The organism is Streptomyces sp. SCUT-3 (assembly GCF_014083985.1).
Taxonomy (GTDB): domain Bacteria; phylum Actinomycetota; class Actinomycetes; order Streptomycetales; family Streptomycetaceae; genus Streptomyces_H; species Streptomyces_H thermolineatus.
Genome location: NZ_CP046907.1, coordinates 5,092,697 through 5,110,908, shown reverse-complemented (window position 1 = coordinate 5,110,908; position 18,212 = coordinate 5,092,697). Strand labels below are relative to the sequence as shown.

General features: G+C 75.7%; 17 protein-coding genes. 7 read left to right on the top strand and 10 right to left on the bottom strand.

Going from position 1 to position 18,212, the window contains the following annotated elements:
* Positions 1 to 318: 318 nt before the first annotated feature.
* The gene (soxR, locus tag GQS52_RS22530; RefSeq protein WP_182315150.1) at positions 319 to 792 is read right to left on the bottom strand and encodes a redox-sensitive transcriptional activator SoxR; all 474 of its coding nucleotides are present in this window, start codon (positions 790 to 792) and stop codon (positions 319 to 321) included.
* A gap of 149 nt (positions 793 to 941) precedes the next feature.
* Here soxR and GQS52_RS22525 point away from each other — a divergent pair, with 149 nt between their 5' ends.
* On the top strand, positions 942 to 1,403 hold the full coding sequence (locus GQS52_RS22525; protein WP_182315149.1) for a MaoC family dehydratase: 462 nt from the start codon (positions 942 to 944) through the stop codon (positions 1,401 to 1,403).
* A gap of 38 nt (positions 1,404 to 1,441) precedes the next feature.
* Complete coding sequence (locus GQS52_RS22520; RefSeq protein ID WP_182315148.1) at positions 1,442 to 2,128, top strand: alpha/beta fold hydrolase; 687 nt, start codon at positions 1,442 to 1,444, stop codon at positions 2,126 to 2,128.
* 81 nt (positions 2,129 to 2,209) lie between these two features.
* On the opposite strand, the gene GQS52_RS22515 is transcribed toward GQS52_RS22520, so the two are convergent.
* On the bottom strand, positions 2,210 to 2,932 hold the full coding sequence (locus GQS52_RS22515; protein WP_182315147.1) for a TetR/AcrR family transcriptional regulator: 723 nt from the start codon (positions 2,930 to 2,932) through the stop codon (positions 2,210 to 2,212).
* Positions 2,933 to 3,072: 140 nt separating this feature from the next.
* Between GQS52_RS22515 and GQS52_RS22510 the strand changes: the two genes are divergently transcribed.
* Positions 3,073 to 3,750, top strand: a complete 678-nt coding sequence (locus GQS52_RS22510; protein WP_182315146.1) for a TetR/AcrR family transcriptional regulator — start codon at positions 3,073 to 3,075, stop codon at positions 3,748 to 3,750.
* Positions 3,751 to 3,851: 101 nt separating this feature from the next.
* On the opposite strand, the gene GQS52_RS22505 is transcribed toward GQS52_RS22510, so the two are convergent.
* Both GQS52_RS22505 and GQS52_RS22500 read right to left on the bottom strand, forming a co-directional pair.
* Complete coding sequence (locus GQS52_RS22505) at positions 3,852 to 4,937, bottom strand: Zn-dependent alcohol dehydrogenase (protein ID WP_182315145.1); 1,086 nt, start codon at positions 4,935 to 4,937, stop codon at positions 3,852 to 3,854.
* Between the two features lie 146 nt (positions 4,938 to 5,083).
* On the bottom strand, positions 5,084 to 6,505 hold the full coding sequence (locus GQS52_RS22500) for an aldehyde dehydrogenase family protein (protein WP_182316655.1): 1,422 nt from the start codon (positions 6,503 to 6,505) through the stop codon (positions 5,084 to 5,086).
* A gap of 501 nt (positions 6,506 to 7,006) precedes the next feature.
* On the opposite strand from GQS52_RS22500, the gene GQS52_RS22495 reads away from it, so the two are divergent.
* Positions 7,007 to 8,236, top strand: coding sequence for a type ISP restriction/modification enzyme (locus tag GQS52_RS22495; protein ID WP_182316654.1), 1,230 nt, complete (start codon positions 7,007 to 7,009; stop codon positions 8,234 to 8,236).
* 183 nt (positions 8,237 to 8,419) lie between these two features.
* Here GQS52_RS22495 and GQS52_RS22490 read toward each other — a convergent pair whose 3' ends face one another.
* Complete coding sequence (locus GQS52_RS22490) at positions 8,420 to 8,686, bottom strand: hypothetical protein (RefSeq protein ID WP_182315144.1); 267 nt, start codon at positions 8,684 to 8,686, stop codon at positions 8,420 to 8,422.
* Between the two features lie 599 nt (positions 8,687 to 9,285).
* Complete coding sequence (locus GQS52_RS22485; RefSeq protein ID WP_182315143.1) at positions 9,286 to 10,080, bottom strand: SGNH/GDSL hydrolase family protein; 795 nt, start codon at positions 10,078 to 10,080, stop codon at positions 9,286 to 9,288.
* A gap of 260 nt (positions 10,081 to 10,340) precedes the next feature.
* On the opposite strand from GQS52_RS22485, the gene GQS52_RS22480 reads away from it, so the two are divergent.
* The 3 genes from GQS52_RS22480 (at position 10,341) to GQS52_RS22470 (ending at position 14,552) form a co-directional block, all read left to right on the top strand.
* The gene (locus GQS52_RS22480) at positions 10,341 to 11,546 is read left to right on the top strand and encodes a S8 family peptidase (RefSeq protein ID WP_182315142.1); all 1,206 of its coding nucleotides are present in this window, start codon (positions 10,341 to 10,343) and stop codon (positions 11,544 to 11,546) included.
* 238 nt (positions 11,547 to 11,784) lie between these two features.
* Positions 11,785 to 12,933, top strand: coding sequence for a DUF5925 domain-containing protein (locus GQS52_RS22475; RefSeq protein WP_182315141.1), 1,149 nt, complete (start codon positions 11,785 to 11,787; stop codon positions 12,931 to 12,933).
* Between the two features lie 215 nt (positions 12,934 to 13,148).
* Entirely contained in the window at positions 13,149 to 14,552 is a 1,404-nt protein-coding gene (locus GQS52_RS22470) for an APC family permease (RefSeq protein WP_182315140.1), read from the top strand.
* 56 nt (positions 14,553 to 14,608) lie between these two features.
* Here the strand turns inward: GQS52_RS22470 and GQS52_RS22465 are convergent, their stop codons facing one another.
* The 4 genes from GQS52_RS22465 to GQS52_RS22450 form a co-directional block, all read right to left on the bottom strand.
* Positions 14,609 to 14,998: a GntR family transcriptional regulator gene (locus GQS52_RS22465; protein WP_182315139.1), complete on the bottom strand. Its 390-nt coding sequence runs from the start codon at positions 14,996 to 14,998 to the stop codon at positions 14,609 to 14,611.
* Between the two features lie 125 nt (positions 14,999 to 15,123).
* Positions 15,124 to 15,525 (bottom strand): NUDIX domain-containing protein, encoded by a 402-nt coding sequence (locus GQS52_RS22460; protein WP_182315138.1) that lies wholly within the window; start codon positions 15,523 to 15,525, stop codon positions 15,124 to 15,126.
* A 77-nt stretch (positions 15,526 to 15,602) separates the two neighbouring features.
* The gene (locus tag GQS52_RS22455; RefSeq protein ID WP_220472786.1) at positions 15,603 to 16,403 is read right to left on the bottom strand and encodes an SDR family oxidoreductase; all 801 of its coding nucleotides are present in this window, start codon (positions 16,401 to 16,403) and stop codon (positions 15,603 to 15,605) included.
* A gap of 147 nt (positions 16,404 to 16,550) precedes the next feature.
* Positions 16,551 to 18,146, bottom strand: a complete 1,596-nt coding sequence (locus tag GQS52_RS22450) for a carboxyl transferase domain-containing protein (protein WP_182315137.1) — start codon at positions 18,144 to 18,146, stop codon at positions 16,551 to 16,553.
* Between the last annotated feature and the right edge of the window lie 66 nt (positions 18,147 to 18,212).

Sequence of the window (18,212 nt, the reverse complement as noted above, 5' to 3'; positions counted from 1 at the left end):
CGGCGCGCGGTGGGGGTGGGGGGACGCGTGCGTGAGCGAGGGTGCATTCCAGCTCCTCCGGAAGGCGACGGCCGGAGGTTACCGCCGGTACGAGTCGGACGGAAGACGACCGACCGTCAATTCGGCCGGAAGCGGGGGCAGTTGCGGACAGCGCGCCGCCTCCGACACGAAGGGCCGGACGCGGCGGGAGCCGGACGCGGCGGCGGTGCAGGGGAACGGGCACGGGAGGACGGGGCGCTGGCGGACGGGGCGCCGGCGGACGGGTGGCTGCGGCGGGGCGGCGCCGGGCGGAGGCCGCCCCGTCCCCGCCCGGGAGGGTCAGCGCCGCGGGGGCCGCTGGGCGGCGAGGTGGCGGCGGGGCCCGGGCCCCTCCGCGGAGAGCTGGTCCGCGGGGTTGGACAGGACGCAGCGGTCCAGGGACAGGCAGCCGCAGCCGATGCAGTCGGTGAGGTCGTCGCGCAGGCGGGTCAGCTGGTCGATGCGGAAGTCGAGCTCGGCGCGCCAGCGGGCGGACAGCCTGGCCCAGTCCTCCCGGTTCGGGGTGCGGCCGTCGGGGAGGCTCTCGAGCGCCTCCTTGATGACGGACAGCGGGATGCCCACCCGCTGGGAGGCGCGGATGAAGGCGACCCTGCGCAACGCGTCCCGGGTGTAGCGGCGCTGGTTGCCCGCGGTGCGGCGGCTGCGGATCAGTCCCTGCTTCTCGTAGAAGTGCAGGGCGGAGACGGCGGCGCCGCTGCGCGCGGCGAGCTGGCCCACGGTGAGTTCGCGGTGGACGGTCGGCGTCTGCGTCACACAGGCAGCCTAGCGTGATCGCACCCGGTTACCGGGCGGACGGCGGGACGGCGGGGGCGTGCGGGAAGCGGCGCGCCCGGCGTTGACATCCCCGGCCGGGAAAAGCATGCTGAGCGAGCGCTTAGTCATCTCTGTCGGGAGGCACGAACATGGCACAGGTCAGGACCTTCGCTTCGCTGGAGGAGCTCCGCAGCAGCGTGGGCGAGCAGCTGGGCACCTCGGACTGGCTCGAGATCGACCAGAAGCGGATCGACCTGTTCGCCGACGCGACCGGGGACCACCAGTGGATCCACGTCGACCCGGAGAAGGCCGAGAGCGGCCCGTTCGGCTCCACCATCGCCCACGGCTACCTCACCCTGTCCCTGATCCCCGCCTTCATGCCGCAGCTGATGAACGTCGAGGGCGTGAGGATGGGCGTCAACTACGGGGTCAACAAGGTCCGCTTCCCCGCCCCCGTGCCGGTCGGGTCCCGGCTGCGCGCCACCGCCCGGCTGGGCGAGGTCTCCGAGGCGGGCGGCGGCGTGCAGATGGTGCTGCACGTGACCGTCGAGCGCGAGGGCGGCGACAAGCCGGTGTGCGTGGCCGAAACCGTCGTCCGTTACTACGCCTGATCACCTCGGCCGGCCCGTGCAGCCGGTAGGTTCGGCGGATGGATGATCACCTCACGGCCGACACCGGCCGCATCAGGCTGGCCCACCGGGTGCTGGGCGCCCAGGACGCGCCGCCCGTCGTCCTGCTGCACGGGCTGGGCGGCACCGCCGCGAGCTGGGACGACGTGGCCGGTCCCCTGTCCGAGGAGCACCGGGTGCACGTGCTCGAGCTGCGCGGGCACGGGAACAGCGACTGGCCGGGCACGTACTCGTTCGAGCTCATGCGCGACGACGTGCTCGCGTTCCTCGACACCCTGGGCCTGGAACGGGTCGACCTGGTCGGCCACTCGATGGGCGGCACCGTCGCCCTCCTGCTCGCGCAGGAGCAGCCCGACCGGGTCGGCAGGCTGGTCCTGGAGGAGCCCGCCCCGCCGTGGCCCTGCGAGCCGCTCCCGGCGGTGCGCCCCGCCGGGGAGCTGCCGTTCGACTGGCCGGTGGTGCCGGCGATCAAGGACCAGCTCAGGAATCCGGACCCGTCCTGGCGGGACGCGCTGAAGAAGATCACCGCGCCGACGCTGGTCGTCGCCGGCGGTGCCGCCAGCCACGTCCCGCAGCAGCTGCTGGCCCGGCTGGCCGAGGAGATCCCGGACGCCCGGCTGGTCACCATGATCGCCGGCCACCTGGTGCACGACGCCCTGCCCGCGGAGTTCACCGCCGCCGTGCGGGCGTTCCTGGCCGCTTCCTGAGCCCCCGCGAACGGGACGGGCCGCCGAGCCCGTCCCGAGAGGCCGAGGGCCGGGACGGGCGCCCGGCCCGCCGGGCGGGCGTCAGCCGGCCCTCTCCGGGCGCACCATGCGCAGCACCAGGTCCGCGTAGAGGTCTCCGACCTCCTCCGGGGTCCGGCGGCCCCCCACGTTGAACCAGCGGGCCACGTCGATGCACAGGGACAGCACCGCGAGCGCCGCGCCGGGCACGTCGGCGACGTCGAAGTCCCCGGCCGCCACCCCGTCCTCGATGACCTGCCGCACGACCTGCTCGGTGGCCCTCCGCAGCCCGGCGACCTCGGCGTAGTGCTCCTCGCTGAGCGCGTGCAGCTCGTACTGCACGACCCTGGCGGTGGTGTGGCGCTCGGCGTGCCAGCGGACGAAGGCCCGCACCAGCGCGCCCAGCCGCTCGGCGGGGGACGCGTCGCCCGCGCCGGCCCCGGCCGCGCTCTCCAGCAGGGCGAGGGCCCGCTGATGGCCGACCTTGCTGATCTGGAAGAGCAGTTCTTCCTTGGTGCGGTAGTGGATGTAGAGTGCCGCGGGACTCATGCCGGCACGGCTCGCGATGTCGCGGGTGGTGGTGGCGTGGTAGCCGCGTTCGGCGAAGGCCTCGATCGCGGCGACGAGCAGGCGCCGCGCCGCGTCCGGGGTCACGTCGGCCCAGGCGTCGCCGGGGTCCGGCAGGCCCCCGCCGTCGCCCTCCGGGGCCTGCTCCCCGGGAGCGTCCGCCTCCGGCCCGTCCGCCCCCGCGCCCGTTCCGGCTTCCGCACCAGCACCCGCACCCATCGCACGCTCCGCTCTCCCGTGGCCAGGACGAATACCGTACCTCACCACTGAGCAAGCGCTTAGCCCACAGGGTTCCGCCGGCCCGTCCCCGGACACCCCGGGCACCGTCCCCAGGCTCCTCCGGGGCCATAATCGACCCCATGGCCCGCCCCAGCAAACCCCTGCTCAGCCGCGAGCGCATCGTCGACGCCGCGCTGGCCGTGGTCGACGCCGAGGGCCTGTCCGCGCTGTCCACCCGCCGGCTCGCCGCCGAACTGGGAGTCAGCGGGCCGTCCCTCTACAACCACTTCGCGTCCAAGGACGACATCCTCGACGCCGTGGCCGACCGGGTGGTCGGCGAGGCCGACCTGTCGATGTTCGGCACCTGCGACTGGCAGGAGGCCCTGGTGCGCTGGGCCCGCTCCTACCGGGCGGCACTGGCCGCCCACCCCAACATCGTCCCGGTCGTCCCCCGGGGACCCGGGCGGCGGCCCGCCTCGCTGGCGATGGCCGACGCCGTCTTCGGCTGCCTGACCGGAGCGGGCTGGCCGCCCGCCCACGCCACCCGCATCGGCGCGCTCATGCGCTACTTCATCGCCGGGTCCGCCCTGGGCTCGTTCGCCCGCGGCTTCCTGGACGACCCCGGGGTCTACGAGGGCTCGTACCCGCACCTGGGCCAGGCGCACCTGCTCGCCGACCACCGGGAAAGGGTCGACGAGGGGGCCTTCGAGACGGGCCTGCGGGCCCTGGTGGACGGGCTCGCCCTCCAGTACGACACGGCGGTGGGCGCCGCACCGCCCGCCACCGCCCGCCCCCTCACCCGCGACCTGCCCGGCTGAGACCGGTGCGGGCCCGGGCAGGCCCGAACAGGCCCGGACAAGGCCGGGGCGGGGCGACGGCGGGCGGCAGGCAGACGAACGGACGGGCGGGCGGCGGGCCGTCAGGGAAAGACGACCAGGGCGCGGCCGCCGCGGCCGGCGCGCATGTTGTCGAAGGCAGCCGGGACGCCGTCCAGCCCGATGCGCTCGGTGACCATGCCGGACAGGTCCAGCCGGCCGGCCAGCACGTGCTCGGCCAGGACCGGCAGGTCCCGGGCCGGGTCGCTGTTGCCGTAGACGCAGCCGGAGAGGGTGCGTGCGAAGTGGAAGATCTCGATGGCCGAGAACGAGACCTTCTGCTCCTTGCCGCCGATGCCGACGACGGTGGTGCGGCCGCCGCGCCGGGTGGAGGACCAGGCCGCGCGGATCGTCTCCGCCCGCCCCACGCACTCGACGGCGTGGTCGGCGCCGATCCCTCCGGTGATCTTCCGGATGCGGCGGGCGGGCTCGTCCGCGGCGAGCACGAAGTCCGTGGCCCCGGCGGCCCGGGCCAGCTCCTCCTTCTCCGGGGAGACGTCGACCGCGACGATCGGCCCCGCCCCGGCGATGCGCGCCGACTGCAGCACCGCCAGGCCGACGCCGCCGACGCCGAGGACGGCGACCGACTCGCCCTCGCGCACCCGGGCCGCGTTGTGCACCGCGCCGTAGCCGGTCAGCACCGCGCAGCCCAGGAGCGCCGCGTCGTCCGGCGGCACGCCGTCCGGCAGGGGCAGCACGGCCCGCTCGGGGACCACGGTCTCCTCCGCGAAGGCCCCCGTGCCCAGCCCCGGGTGGAGGTCGGAGCCGTCGTCGCGGCGCCTGGCGTACGGCACGGCGCAGCCGGCCATGGCGTTGGCGCACAGCCAGGGCTCGCCGAGCCCGCAGAAGTGGCACGCCCCGCACGAGGGGGCCCAGTTGATGACGACCCTGTCGCCGGGGGCGACGGCGGTGACGCCCTCGCCGACGGCGGTGACCGTGCCCGCGCCCTCGTGGCCCAGTACCAGCGGCACGGGATGGGAGAGCACGCCGTTGGTCAGGGACAGGTCGGAGTGGCACACCCCGGCGGCGGCCAGGCGGATCCTCACCCGGCCCGGGCCGGGCTCGGGGAGGTCGATCTCCACGATCTCCGGCGGTGCTCCGACGGCGGGCAGTACGACGGCGCGGACCACGGTTCTCCTCGGTTCTCGGCGTGGCGGGAAGGGGGGTGCAGGCCCGCGGGCGGGCCTGCACCGGGCTCACGAACCACTCGGCTCGCGAACCGCCCGGTCGGCGAACCACTCGGCTCGCGAACCGCCCGGTCGGCGAACCACCGGGTTCAGAACTGGAGGGACTTGGTCTGCAGGTACTCGGCGAGGCCGTGGGAGCCCAGCTCCCGGCCCACCCCGGACTGCTTGTAACCGCCGAAGGGCGCCAGCGGGTTGAACCGGCCGCCGTTGATGTCGACCTGGCCGGTCTCCATCCGGCGGGCGAACGCCTCCGCGCGCGCCGGGTCCGCCGACCACACCGCGCCGGCCAGGCCGTAGACGGTGTTGTTGGCGATGCGCAGCGCGTCCTCCTCGTCCCGGTAGCGGATGAAGGAGATCACCGGGCCGAAGATCTCCTCCCGGGCGATCGTCATGTCCTCGGTGACGTCGGCGAAGACGGTCGGGCGGACGTAGTAGCCGCGCTCGAGGCCCTCGGGGGCCTCCGGGCCGCCCGCGACGATCCTGGCGCCCTCGGCGACGCCCTGCTCGATGTAGCCGCGGACCCGGTCGCGCTGCTTCGCGTTGACCACCGGGCCCAGGCGGGACGCCTCGTCGCGGGGGTCGCCGACGGTGTACCTGGCGGCGGCCTTCACCGCCAGCTCCACCGCCTCGTCGTACTGGTCGTCGCGGACCAGCACCCGGGTCCAGGCGCTGCAGGTCTGGCCGGAGTTGGTGAAGACGTTGCCCACGCCGACCTTGACCGCCAGGGCCAGGTCCGCGTCGGGCAGGATCACGTTCGCCGACTTGCCGCCCAGTTCCAGGGCGACGCGCTTGACGGCCCTCCCCGCGGTGGCGCCGACGAGCCTGCCGACCGCCGTGGAGCCGGTGAAGGAGACCAGGTCCACCCCGTCGTGCTCGGCCAGTGCCTGGCCGGCGACCGGGCCCAGACCGGTGACCAGGTTGAACACGCCCGCCGGGACGCCGGCCTCGTGCACCACCTCGGTGAACAGCTGCGCGGTGAGCGGGGTGTCCTCGGCCGGCTTGAGCACCACGGTGCAGCCGGCCGCCAGGGCCGGGGCCGCCTTGGCCACGATCTGGTGCAGCGGGTAGTTCCACGGGGTGATGGCGCCCACCACGCCCACCGGCTCCAGGAGCACGGTGGAGTTGCCGACCTTCTCCTCGAAGGAGAAGGTCTCCAGCATGTCGGCGTAGGAGCCGGCCACGGCGACCGGTACGGCCGCGTGGACCTTCCGGCTCACGCCGAGGGGTGCGCCCAGCTCGGCGGTGATCGTGTCCGCGACCTCGTCGCGGCGGGCGGCCAGGCCGTCGCGCAGCGCGGCCAGCCGGGCGGCGCGCTCGGCCGGCGGGGTCGCGGCCCAGCCGGGGAGGGCGGCGCGCGCGGCGCGCACCGCGGCGTCCACGTCGTCCGCGGTGCCGGCCGGCACGGTGCCGATCACCTGCTCGTCGGCCGGGTCGACCACCTCGATCACGTCGCTGCTGCCGGACGGCCGCCAAGCACCGTCGATGTAGAGCGCGTCGCGGGCCTTCGTCACGTCGTCGTCCTTCGTGGTCCGGGTACGGTGCACGTCCAAACTAGCGGCGCTAGTTGGGGCGCGCCAGAACGGGGAGGATGTGCCGTGGGTCACGGCGTTCCGGCCGCCCGCGCCCGGGCCGCCCGGACGGGGACGGTGCCGAGGACGGCGGCGCCGGGCAGCGGGTCCGGCCGGCCTCCGCCCGGCAGCCGGTCGACGTCGGCCCCGGGGCGGGCGGGCGGGCGGCGCGGCGGACGGCACGTCGGCCGCGCCCCGCATCGTACCGACCGGTAGGTCTCCCTGCGGGGGCCCGGAGGCGGTCCTCCGGGGCCCGCGCGGAACCCCCGCGGGCCCGGCGGGCCCGTGCCTGTCGCACCGCCCCGCCGGGCGGGGCCCCAGTACAGTAGGGGCCGACCGCCGCTTCGTGAGGAAGAGGAAGGGGACCGGGTGGGGGCGATCGGGTCCGGGGGCCGGTCCGGCGACGGACCGCACGCCTCCGGGACACCTCTGCTGGCCGACCTCATGCCGTGGTCGGTGCCGCCGCTGCAGACGGGGCGCGCCTGGGTCACGGCCCCCGACCCCGAGTCGCTGAGGGCCCGCTGGACGCGCCTGCTCGACGCGGACACCCCGGAGCGGGCCGCCGAACTCTTCCGCCCCAGCCGGGCACGCTCCCTGCGCACCGCCGTCGCACAGCTCCCCGGCCACACCGCCGGAACCGGGCCCCTGGCCGACGCCGACGGCCCCTGCCCCGCCCCGGTGCGGATCCTGCGCGGCGCCTTCGACCACCAGTGGCTGATCCCGGACCACCGCCTGATCGACCGGGCCCGCCCGGAACTGTGGCGCGTCGCCGACGACCGGCAGCTCTTCGCCGTCGAGCAGCCGCGCGTCCCCGACGCGCCCGGGCCGCCGCTGGTCCCCTCGGCCCTGCTGCCCGACGGCCGCTCGCCGGCCGGCCGCCCCGGCCGCATCCGGCCCCTGTACCGCCGCCCGGGCGGGGCCGAGCCCAACCTCGCCCCCGGACTGCTCGGCCTCCTCTCGGACCGCCTGGGCGCCGACGTCACCGCCGAGGACTTCCTCGCCTGGGCGACCGCGACCGCCCGGCACGGGGCCGGCGGCTGCGGCGTGCCGCTCACCGCGTCCCCCGGGCTGTGGCGGGAGGGCGTGGAGACCGGCCGCCGGATGGTCTGGCTGCACACCCGGGGCGACCGCTGCGCCGACCCGGCCCGCGACCGGCCCTCCGGGCGGCCGCGGATGCCCGGGGGGCAGCGCCCGTTCGTCCGCGCCGCCGTCCCCTCCGGGCCCGCGGGCTTCCCCGCCTCCGTGCACTACGATCCCGGCGAGCAGGCGCTGCACCTCGGGGACGGCCGCATCGCCCCGGTGCCGCAGGGCGCATGGGACTTCCACGCGGCCGGGACACGGGTGCTGGAGACCTGGTTCGCCGCCCGCTCCCCCCTCCCCGCGGGCGGGGGCGAGGACTCCGGCGCCGACGAGCTGGCCCGTGTCCGGCCGGCCTCCTGGCCGCAGACGTGGACCTCCGAACTCCTCGAACTGGTCACGGTCCTGGCCCTCCTGGACGGCCTGCGCCCGGCGCAGCGCGCCCTCGCCGCCCGGCTGCACGCGGAATCCGCCGCGATCACCGTCGCCGACCTGCACCGCTCGGGCGTCCTCCCCGTACTGCCCCGTGCACGCCGGCCCGCCTCCGTCCTGGACCACCAGGAGGAGGGCCCGGGCGGCCAGTTCGCCCTGCTGTGAGCCGTCGGGCCGCCTCCGCCCGGGGCGTCCCCGCCCTGGGCACCCCCTTCCCGGGTCCCCTCCCCGGGCGGGCGGCGGGGGAACGTGCCCTGCGCCGGCCGGGGCACGGGCTCAGGAGGCCGGTGCGGGCTCAGGAGGCCGGTGCGGGCTCAGGAGGCCGGTGCGGTGACGTGCTCCGGCCCGTCAGTGGCCGTGTCCGCCGAGGAGCGAGCGGCGCAGCCGCCGCAGCGGGGCGAACAGCGAGACGTGGCTTCCGCGTGCGGCGTTCGCGCGGGCGGGGTCACGCGTGGTCAGCTCGCGCATCAGGCGGGCGGCCTCTTCCGTCTCGCGGGAGGGGACGGCCGGCCCCCCGAGCACGGACAGGTGCCGGTCGAGCCGTGCGCTCGACGCACTTCCGCCGCAGTTGATCGCAGGGACTCGGGCCCTGTTGCGCATCGTTATCTGGTCCATGACACTCCCCACCCGTACGAGGGCACCCGGCCCGGGCAGGGTAACCCTACAACTCCCTTTCGCCAGAAGCGTATTTCCGGCCCCGCAAGGGGAATCACAGCAGGGGTGCCCGGGAGCACGGGCCCGGCGCACATGCCTCCGGCCGCGTACACGATCGCCGCGTCCTCGCCGTGACGTTCCCGGCTGCGGTGTCCCCGGTCGTGACGTCCCGGCACGGCGGCCCCGACGCATCAGGCCCGCCGGGAGTCCCGGCGGGCCTGTTCCCACGGGCGGCGCCGTGGCCTTGGGCACCGGCCGCCCGCCGCAGATCCCCCGCGGTGCGCGCGTACGATGCCCTCCCCCGACGGCCACGGCTCCCCCGCCGGTCCGGCGCACCGGGAGGGGCAGCGCCGGAAGGACGCCTTCCACAACGTCCGGCGCCGCACGAGTCTGACTGTTCGGCACGTTATGTGCAACAGGAATTGATGTTCGGTGATGCCCTGCCCCGGTTTCGGCGGTCCGGCCGGCCGGTGTCCACGGGGTGGGACGTCGTCACCGGTCGGCCGGGCCGGGCGGCGGGACCGGGTCGCGGCCCGCCGGAGGAAGTGGTGCGGGAGCGGTCAGGCCTTGGCGCTGAGGACGGGCAGGTAGCCGCCGGCCTGGCCCTTCTTGTTGGGGTGGTAGGAGTTGACGATGGGGAAGGTGACGCTGTGGATCCAGGAGTCGCCGGAGCAGATCTCGTGGCCGGTGAAGGTGCCGCGCACGTCGCCGAAGGTGTAGCCGTGGGCCGCGGCGCGGGCGGAGATCACGCTGTTGAGGTGGTCGGAGGCGTCGTTGAGCGCGGCGCGCTCGCTCTCGCGCAGGCCGGCGATGCAGGTGCCGTTGAGCTTGTACAGGCGCGGGTAGCCCAGGACGACGACCTTGGCGTTGGGGGCCTTGCTGCGGATCGCCGAGTACATGGTGTTCAGCCGGCCCGGGAGCATGCTGTCCATCTGTGAGCGGGCGGTGGCCACGGCCGACAGGCAGGCGCTCTCGTTCTGCAGGACGCAGGTGGTCATGACGTCGGCGAAGCCGACGTCGTTGCCGCCGGCACTGACGCTGACCAGGCCGGTGGAGGAGTTCAGCGGCGCCAGCTGCCCGCTGGTGACGGTGCTGGTCGTCGCGCCCGAGCAGGCGGTGAAGGAGAAGGAGGAGGGCGCGTTGGCGGCGGCCCACAGCGCCGGGTAGGAGTTGGCGCTGCGCTTGCAGCTGCCGCTGTCGCCGTAGTCCCCGGCACCGGTGCCGGAGGAGTAGCTGTCGCCGAGGGCGACGTAGGCGGGGGTGGCGGCGGCGGCCTGCGAAGCGCCCGTCAGAACGCCTGCCGAGGCGAGGAGAACGGCGGCGAGCGCCGAGGCGGTACGGCGGAACAGTCTCATGGGTCCTCCTGTAGCAGGATCTCTGCCACTTGTCCGGAAGCAGCGCCCTTGGGCCGTTCAAGAAAAAGTTCGGACTTGTCCGGCTTCTGATTGCCGCGGTGTGTCACGGATATGACAATGCCTCAGCACTCTTGATTTGAACACGCCAATGCACCAACCTTTCACCCGTCGGTAGCGGAGAGCTTCACCCCACGTCTACGCGCATCGGCGTTGTCCACCCCACGGACACCCCCACGTCCCAAACCGGAGGAAAACCCCTCATGGCAGTGATGCGTCACACCAAGACCCGGTTCGCAGCGGCAGCCACCGCCGTCGTCGCGGCCGTCACCCTCGGCGCCGCCGCGGTTCCCGCCCAGGCCGCTCCCGCCGAGGGCCGCATCATCGGCGCCGGATCCGCCGACGCGGTCAAGGGCAGCTACATCGTCACGCTCAAGAAGGACACCGGTCTGAAGGCCGCCTCCGCCGCCGGCCGAAACGTCGTCAAGGAGCACGGCGGAACGATCAAGCACACCTACAAGGCGGCGCTGAACGGCTACGCCGCCCAGCTCACCGAGACCGAGGCCAAGCAGCTGGCCGCGGACCCGGCCGTGGAGTCCGTCGTCCAGGACGTCAAGGTCCAGGTCGACGCCACCCAGACCGGTGCCACCTGGGGCCTGGACCGCATCGACCAGGCCGCCCTGCCGCTCAACGGCTCCTACACCTACCCCGACTCCGCGGGCCAGGGCGTGACCGCGTACGTCATCGACACCGGCGTGCGCATCTCCCACAGCCAGTTCGGCGGCCGTGCGTTCAACGGCTACGACGCGGTCGACAACGACAACGTCGCCCAGGACGGCAACGGCCACGGCACCCACGTCGCCGGCACCATCGCCGGCAGCACCTACGGCGTCGCCAAGAAGGCCAAGATCGTCGGCGTGCGCGTGTTGGACAACAACGGCTCCGGCACCACCGCCGGCGTCATCAAGGGCATCGACTGGGTGACCGCCAACGCCCAGAAGCCGGCCGTGGCCAACATGAGCCTCGGCGGCGGCGCCAGCACCGCCCTGGACAACGCGGTGAAGAACTCCATCGCCTCCGGCGTCACCTACGCGGTGGCCGCGGGCAACTCCAACACCAACGCCTCCACGTCCTCCCCCGCCCGGGTGGCCGAGGCGATCACGGTCGGCTCCACGACCAACACCGACGCCCGTTCCAGCTTCTCCAACTACGGCTCGATCCTGGACATCTTCGCCCCCGGCTCGTCCATCACCTCCGCCTGGCACACCACGGACACGGCCACCAACACCATCTCCGGCACCTCGATGGCCACCCCGCACGTGGCCGGCGCCGCCGCCGTCTACCTGGCCGGCCACACCTCCGCCACCCCGGCCCAGGTGAGCACCGCCCTGGTCAACGGCGCCACCTCCAACGTCATCACCAGCCCGGGCAGCGGTTCCCCGAACAAGCTGCTCAGGCTCGTCCCCTGATCCGGCCCGGCCGTTCCGGCCGGTGACCGCAGACGGTGACACGCGTACGCCGCGGACCCTCCCCGGGCCCGCGGCGTACGCGCGCATACGGGCGGGGCGCGCGTACGGGCGGGGCGCGCACACGGCCGGGGCGCGCAGGCGGCCGGAGCGGGCCCGACGGCAGGCGGTGCGGGCCGGAGAACCGCGCGTCCCGGAAAACCACGTGCCCGGGCCCCACCGGTGCCGGATCATGTGGCGCATGCCTTCCGCGCACCCCTTCCTCCCCCGGGAGCAGGCCACGAACGACTCACCGCCGCCGCACTCCCCCCTGCCCCTCCGCCTCGGCCTCTCCGACGACAGCACCCTGCACACCGCCCTGGACGCGCTGCTCCTGCGCCGGTTCGCCTCCGGGGAGCAGCCGTTCGCGCGCGCCGCCTCGCTGCAGCAGGTGCGGCCGGAGGCCGGCCTGCTCCCCGAGGACGCCACCGTCCTGTACTCCTTCCGGGACAGCGACCGCAGCACCGTGCTGGCCGAGGGCGAGGGCTTCACCGTCGAGGCCGAGCGCTGGAGGCGGGGCGCGCAGGTGACGGTCGTCGCCGTCGACGACGAACTGGCCGAGCAGGTCCTGGCCCGGGCCGTCGAGGGCGCCGAACTGGAACCCGAACCCCAGCCCGACGACGTGGAGATGGGCTTCTGGCACCTGTCCCCGCGGCGCGGTCCCCACCGCACCCGGCGGCGGATCGGCGCCTCGCCCTGGGAGGAGGTCCGCCCCAACTACTCGGCCCCCGTCGCGGAGGCCGTGGACCGCCTGATGAAGCTCACCCCCGACGACGTCACCGGCCGCCTCCTCCTGCTCCACGGCCCGCCCGGCACGGGCAAGACCTCGGCCCTGCGCACCCTCGCCCGCTCCTGGCAGGACTGGTGCCGGGTGGACTGCGTGCTCGACCCGGAACGGCTGTTCAACGACCCCGGCTACCTGATGGACATCAGCATCGGCGAGGAGGACGGCGACGGCGGCAGCGGGAAGTGGCGGCTGCTGCTCCTGGAGGACTGCGACGAACTGATCCGCGGCGAGGCCAAGCACGCGGCCGGCCAGGCACTGTCCCGCCTGCTCAACCTCACCGACGGCCTGCTCGGCCAGGGCCGCAACGTCCTGGTCGGCATCACCACCAACGAGGACCTCGAACGCCTCCACCCCGCCGTGGTCCGGCCGGGCCGGTGCCTGGCCCGGATCGAGGTCGGGCCGCTCACCCGCGCCGAGGCCCTGGGCTGGCTGGGCCGGGGCCACCCGGCCGCGGCGTCCGTCGGCCCCTCGGGCGCCACCCTCGCCGAACTGTTCGCGATGCGGCGGGGAGGCCCGGACATGCCGACCGCACCCGTCGAGGCCGCAGACGGCCTGTACCTGTGACCCGCGCCCCGGCCGCTCCGGCCCGCCGGTTCCGGCCGGCCGCGCGGACCGGGGCCGGTGGGCGGGAACAGGGCGGGAACAGGGCGGGGGCGGGGAGGGCGGGAGCGGGAGGAGGACCGCGTCCGGGGGCCCGTTCCGCCCCGGGCGGCCGTTGTAGGGTCGGCGCTGCATCGGACCGATCACCTCGGACGACTCGGAGCGCACGGGACATGGGCATGGGCACTGGCACAGACGCGACACCGCCGGACTCGGGGGCCTCTCCCGCGGGCGGGGGCGGCGCCGGCCGCGCCGGCGGCACCCCGGGCGGCGTTCCCGACGCCGTGCCCGGCACCAACCCGTCCGGCGCCGGCCCGTCCGGCGCGGTGCCGGTTCCCCCGGCACGCCGCCTCGGCACGTTCGACGCCGTGGTCGTCGGCCTGGGCGCCATGATCGGAGCCGGGGTCTTCGCGGCCTTCGCGCCCGCTGCCGCCGCCGCGGGGTCCGGGACCGGCCTTCTCCTCGCGCTCGCGCTCGCCGCCGTCGTCGCCTACTGCAACACCACCTCCTCGGCCCGCCTCGCCGCCCTGTACCCCGCCTCCGGCGGGACGTACGTGTACGGCCGCGAACGGCTGGGAGAGCTGTGGGGCTACCTGGCCGGCTGGGCGTTCGTGGTCGGCAAGACCGCCAGTTGCGCGGCGATGGCGCTGACCGTGGGCGCCTACGCCTGGCCGGAGCACGCGCACGCAGTGGCGGTGGCCGCCGTGGTGGCGCTCACCGCCGTCAACCACGTCGGCGTCCAGAAGGCCGCGTGGCTCACCCGGGCGATCGTCGCGACGGTACTGGCCGTCCTGGCCGCGGTGGTCGTGGCCTGCGCGACCGGCGAACGCGTCGGCGGGACCGGAGCGTCCGGCCTCCTCGGCTCCGCGGCGGACCTCACCGCCGGCGGCCTGCTCCAGGCCGCCGGCCTGCTGTTCTTCGCCTTCGCAGGGTACGCCCGCATCGCCACCCTCGGCTCGGAGGTCCGCGACCCCTCCCGGACCATTCCCAGGGCGATCCCGATCGCCCTGGGAATCGCCCTGGCGGTCTACGCCTGCGTGGCCGTCGCGCTCCTGGCCGCCCTGGGCCCGGACGGCGTGGCCGCCGCCGCCGACCCGCTGGCCCGCGCGGTGGAGGCGGCGGGGGCCGGCCGGCTGGCGCCCGTGGTGCGCGTCGGAGCGGCGGTGGCCGCCCTCGGCTCGCTCCTCGCCCTGATCCTGGGCGTCTCCCGCACCGCCTCCGCGATGGCCCGCGACGGCCACCTGCCGCGCGCCCTGGGCGCGGTGCACCCGCGCTTCCACGTCCCGCACCGCGCGGGGGCGGCGGTCGGCGTCGTGGTCGCGGTCCTGGCGGCCACCGCCGACGTGCGCGGCGCGATCGGCTTCTCCTCGTTCGGCGTGCTGGCGTACTACGCGGTGGCCAACGCGAGCGCGCTGACCCTGCGCCGCGACGAGGGCCGCGCGCCGCGGATCGTCCCGGTCGTCGGCCTGGCCGGCTGCGCCGCCCTGGCCCTGGCCCTCCCGGCGACCTCCGTGGTCTCCGGGGCCGCCGTCCTCGCCGCCGGCGCGGCCGCCTACGGGATCCGCCGCGCCCTGCGGCACTGATCCCGCGCCGCACGGACCGCACGGCGCGTGGACCGCGCGGACACGGCGCCTGCGGCTCAGCGCTGCGGTTCCGCGTCCCCGTACGCCGCGCGGACCGCCTCGTCCACCGCGGCGAGGGCGGCGGCCCGGTCCAGCCCGAGCCGCCGCACCCGCTCGGCGTAGGTGGCGGCCGCAGCCGCGGCCTCCCGGTCGGCGGCGTCACCGGCCGCGGCGACGAACGTGCCGTTGCGGCCGCGGGTCTCGATCACCCCGTCGCCCTCCAGCGCCCGGTACGCCTTGGCCACCGTGTTCGCCGCCAGGCCGAGTTCCGCCGCGAGCCCCCGCACCGTCGGCATCCGGTGGCCCACCGGCAGGCGTCCGTCCCGCGCCTGCTCCGAGACCTGGGACCGCACCTGCTCGAACGGCGCGACGGCGGACTCGGGATCGATGGTGATCTTCAGGCTCACGGCGGTTCTCCCCACGGGCACGGCGTTGTCGCACTCATTGTGCGCCAGGCCGCCGTCCGGGAGGGGCGTGCCCGGCACCCCCGAGGGCGTCGGCGCCCTTGCCCGCGTCCTTCGCCGTCCCGCGGTCAGAGCAGCCGGCCCGACGCCCTGAGGTCGTCGAGGATCAACCGGTCGACCGGGGAGACCCGGTCGCGGTCCGCGTACGTCAGCCAGACCACTTCCTCGATCTCGCTGCTGGGCGTCAACGTGCCGCGGTAGTCGGCGGTCATGCAGGTCATGCGGACGAGGACGCCGTCGGCGCGGCCGTGCGCCTGCGCCTCGTAGACGCCCATGAGGGAGGCGGTCTCCGGGAGCACCTCCACCGTGAGCTCCTCCGCCGCCTCCCGGACCAGGGTCTGCAGGTCGCTCTCGCCCGCCTCGCGCTTGCCGCCGGGGAAGTAGTACGCGTCCTTCCCCCGGGACCGGGTGCTGAGGACCTTGCCCTCCTCGACCCGGATCCAGGCGACCTTGTCGATGATTCCTGCCACTGCTTCCTGTCCCTTCTGTCCGCGGCACCTGCCACGGACCGCACGAAACCGCCCCGGGCCCCCGGGCCCTCAGACTCTCAGGTCCTCAGGTGGGAGGCCCCGTTGAGGTCGACGACGGTGCCGGAGGCCCACAGCGCCTCCGGCGAGGCCAGCCACAGCACGGCGGACGCGATCTCCTCGGGCGCGGCGACGCGGCCGAAGGGGCTCTGGGCGCGGATCGCCGCGCCCTGCTCCCCCGCCAGCCGGTGGGCGACCCGGTCGGTCTCGACGAACCCCGGCGCGACGGAGGTCACGGCGATGCCGTACGGGGCGAGCGCGACGGCGAGGGACTGTCCGAGTGCGTGCACCGCCGCCTTGGTCGCCCCGTAGGCGGGGTGGTCCGGCTCGCCGCGGAAGGCCCCGCGCGAACCGACGTTGACGATGCGCCCGCCCGTGCCCTGCGCGATCATCCGGTCCGCCGCGAGGTGGCTGAGGTTGGCCGTGCCGAGGAGGTTGACGGAGACGTGCTGCCGCCAGGCCGCCGTCCAGTCGGCGTAGGCGGTGCCGGCCGGCGGGTGCGCGGTGTTGACGGCCGCGTTGTTGACCAGGACGTCGATGCCCCCGAGTGCGGCGGTCGCCTCCTCCGCCAGCCGGGCCGCCCCGTCGGGGTCCGCCAGGTCGGCGCCCAGCAGCACGTGCCCCGTCCCGGGCAGTCCGGCCAGGGTGGCCTCGGCGTCCTCGCGGCGGCTGGCCCAGTGCACGGCCACCCGGTCGCCGTTGGCCGCGAACGCCCGCGCCACCGCGCGGCCGATGCCGCGCGAGGCGCCGCTGACCAGCACCCTCCGCCCGGTGGCCGGGAACGGCGGGGCGGCCGGTGTCTCCTGCTGATCTGCCTGCACGGTGCACTTCCTCCCGCCGGTGCCGTCGGGCGACCAGCCTAGGGCGTCCGCACCGCTGCCGCGGACGCCGGTCCCGGCGGCCGGGTGCCGGGACCGACCGCCGGGTGCCGTGCCGGGTGCCGTTCGCCGGGACCGGCCGCCGGACGGCTACGGGCGGCGCAGGCCGAGGTCGCGGTAGCGGGTGCGGCGGGAGGCGAGCCGTTCGGCGTCCTCGCGTGCGGCGAGCGCGGACAGCTCCTCCCCGAGCGCGCCGCCCAGCCGCCGCAGGAACGCCTCCGGGCCGCCGTCCTCCTCCACGATCCGGTCGACGATGCGGTTGGCCAGCAGGTCGGCGGAGCGCACTCCCTGCCGGGCCGCCACCTCCATGGCGCGCTCCGTCGTCCGGTACAGGATCGCCGAGGCGCCCTCGGGCGGCAGCGGGGACAGCCAGGCGTGGCGGGCGGCGAGCACCCGGTCCGCGGGCAGGAGCGCCAGGGCGCCGCCGCCCGCGCCCTGGCCGAGGAGCAGGCACAGGGTGGGCGCGGGCAGGGTCACCAGGTCGGCCAGGCAGCGGGCGATCTCGGCCGCGAGGCCGCCCTCCTCCGCCTCCTTCGACAGCGCCGCCCCGGCGGTGTCTATGACCGACACCAGCGGCAGGCCGAGCTCGGCCGCCATCCGCATGCCGCGGCGGGCCTCGCGCAGCCCGGCGGGACCCACCGGCGCGGGACGGGGACCGCGGCTGCTGCCCCGGTCGTGGCCGACCACCACGCACGGGGTCGCGCCGAAGCTCGCCAGGGCGAGCATCAGTCCCGGGTCGCGCTCGCCCGCGCCGGTGCCGTTGAGCGGGGTCACCTCGGTGGCGGCCAGCTTGAGCAGGGCCCGCAGCGAGGGGCGGTCGGCACGCCGGGAGCGCTCGATCGACTCCCCGGCCGGGGGCGCCGACGCGACGGCCGCGGGCACGGGCGAGGGCCTCGCGGCGGCCGGGCCGTCGAAGCCGGGCGCGGGCCCCGCGGGCTGTTTCGTGGCGGCAGCCTCAGCCCCCGCCGCACCGCCCGTGCCGTTCGTGCCGTTCGTGCCGTTCGTGCCGCGGGCCAGGACGGACAGGGCGCGCGAGGCGACGCCGTGCAACTGCTCCGGCGGCAGGACGGCGTCGACCAGGCCGTTGGCCAGCAGGTTCTCCGCCGTCTGCACGCCCTCGGGGAACTTCTCCCCGTACAGGGCCTCGTGGACCCGGGGGCCGAGGAAGCCGATCAGCGCCCCCGGCTCGGCCGCCGTCATGTGGCCCAGCGACCCCCACGAGGCCAGGACCCCGCCCGTGGTGGGGTGGCGCAGGTAGACCAGGTAGGGCAGTCCGGCCGCCTTGTGGTCGGTGATCGCCGCGGCCACCTTGACCATCTGCAGGAAGGCGACGGTCCCCTCCTGCATCCGCGTGCCGCCGGAGGCGGGGGTGGCCAGGAGCGGGAGCCGTTCGCGCGTGGCGCGCTCGACCGCGCGCACCAGCCGCTCCCCGGCCGCGACCCCGATCGAGCCGGCCAGGAAGCCGAACTCGCAGGCGACGAGCGCGACCCGCCGTCCTCCGATCAGCCCCTCCCCGGTGATCACCGACTCGTCGAGGCCGGTGCGTTCCCGGGCCCGTTCCAGGTCGGCGCGGTAGGCGGGGTCGGCGGGCAGTTCGCCCAGGGGTTCGTCCCAGCTGCTCCAGGTACCCGGGTCGACGGCGGATTCGACCAGGTCGAGCACTGCGGCGCGGTGGTTCTGCGTCATGCCGGTCACCCTTCCATGCTGCGCCCGCCGCGTCGCCGGCCGAAACCCGGAAGAGGCGACGATCAC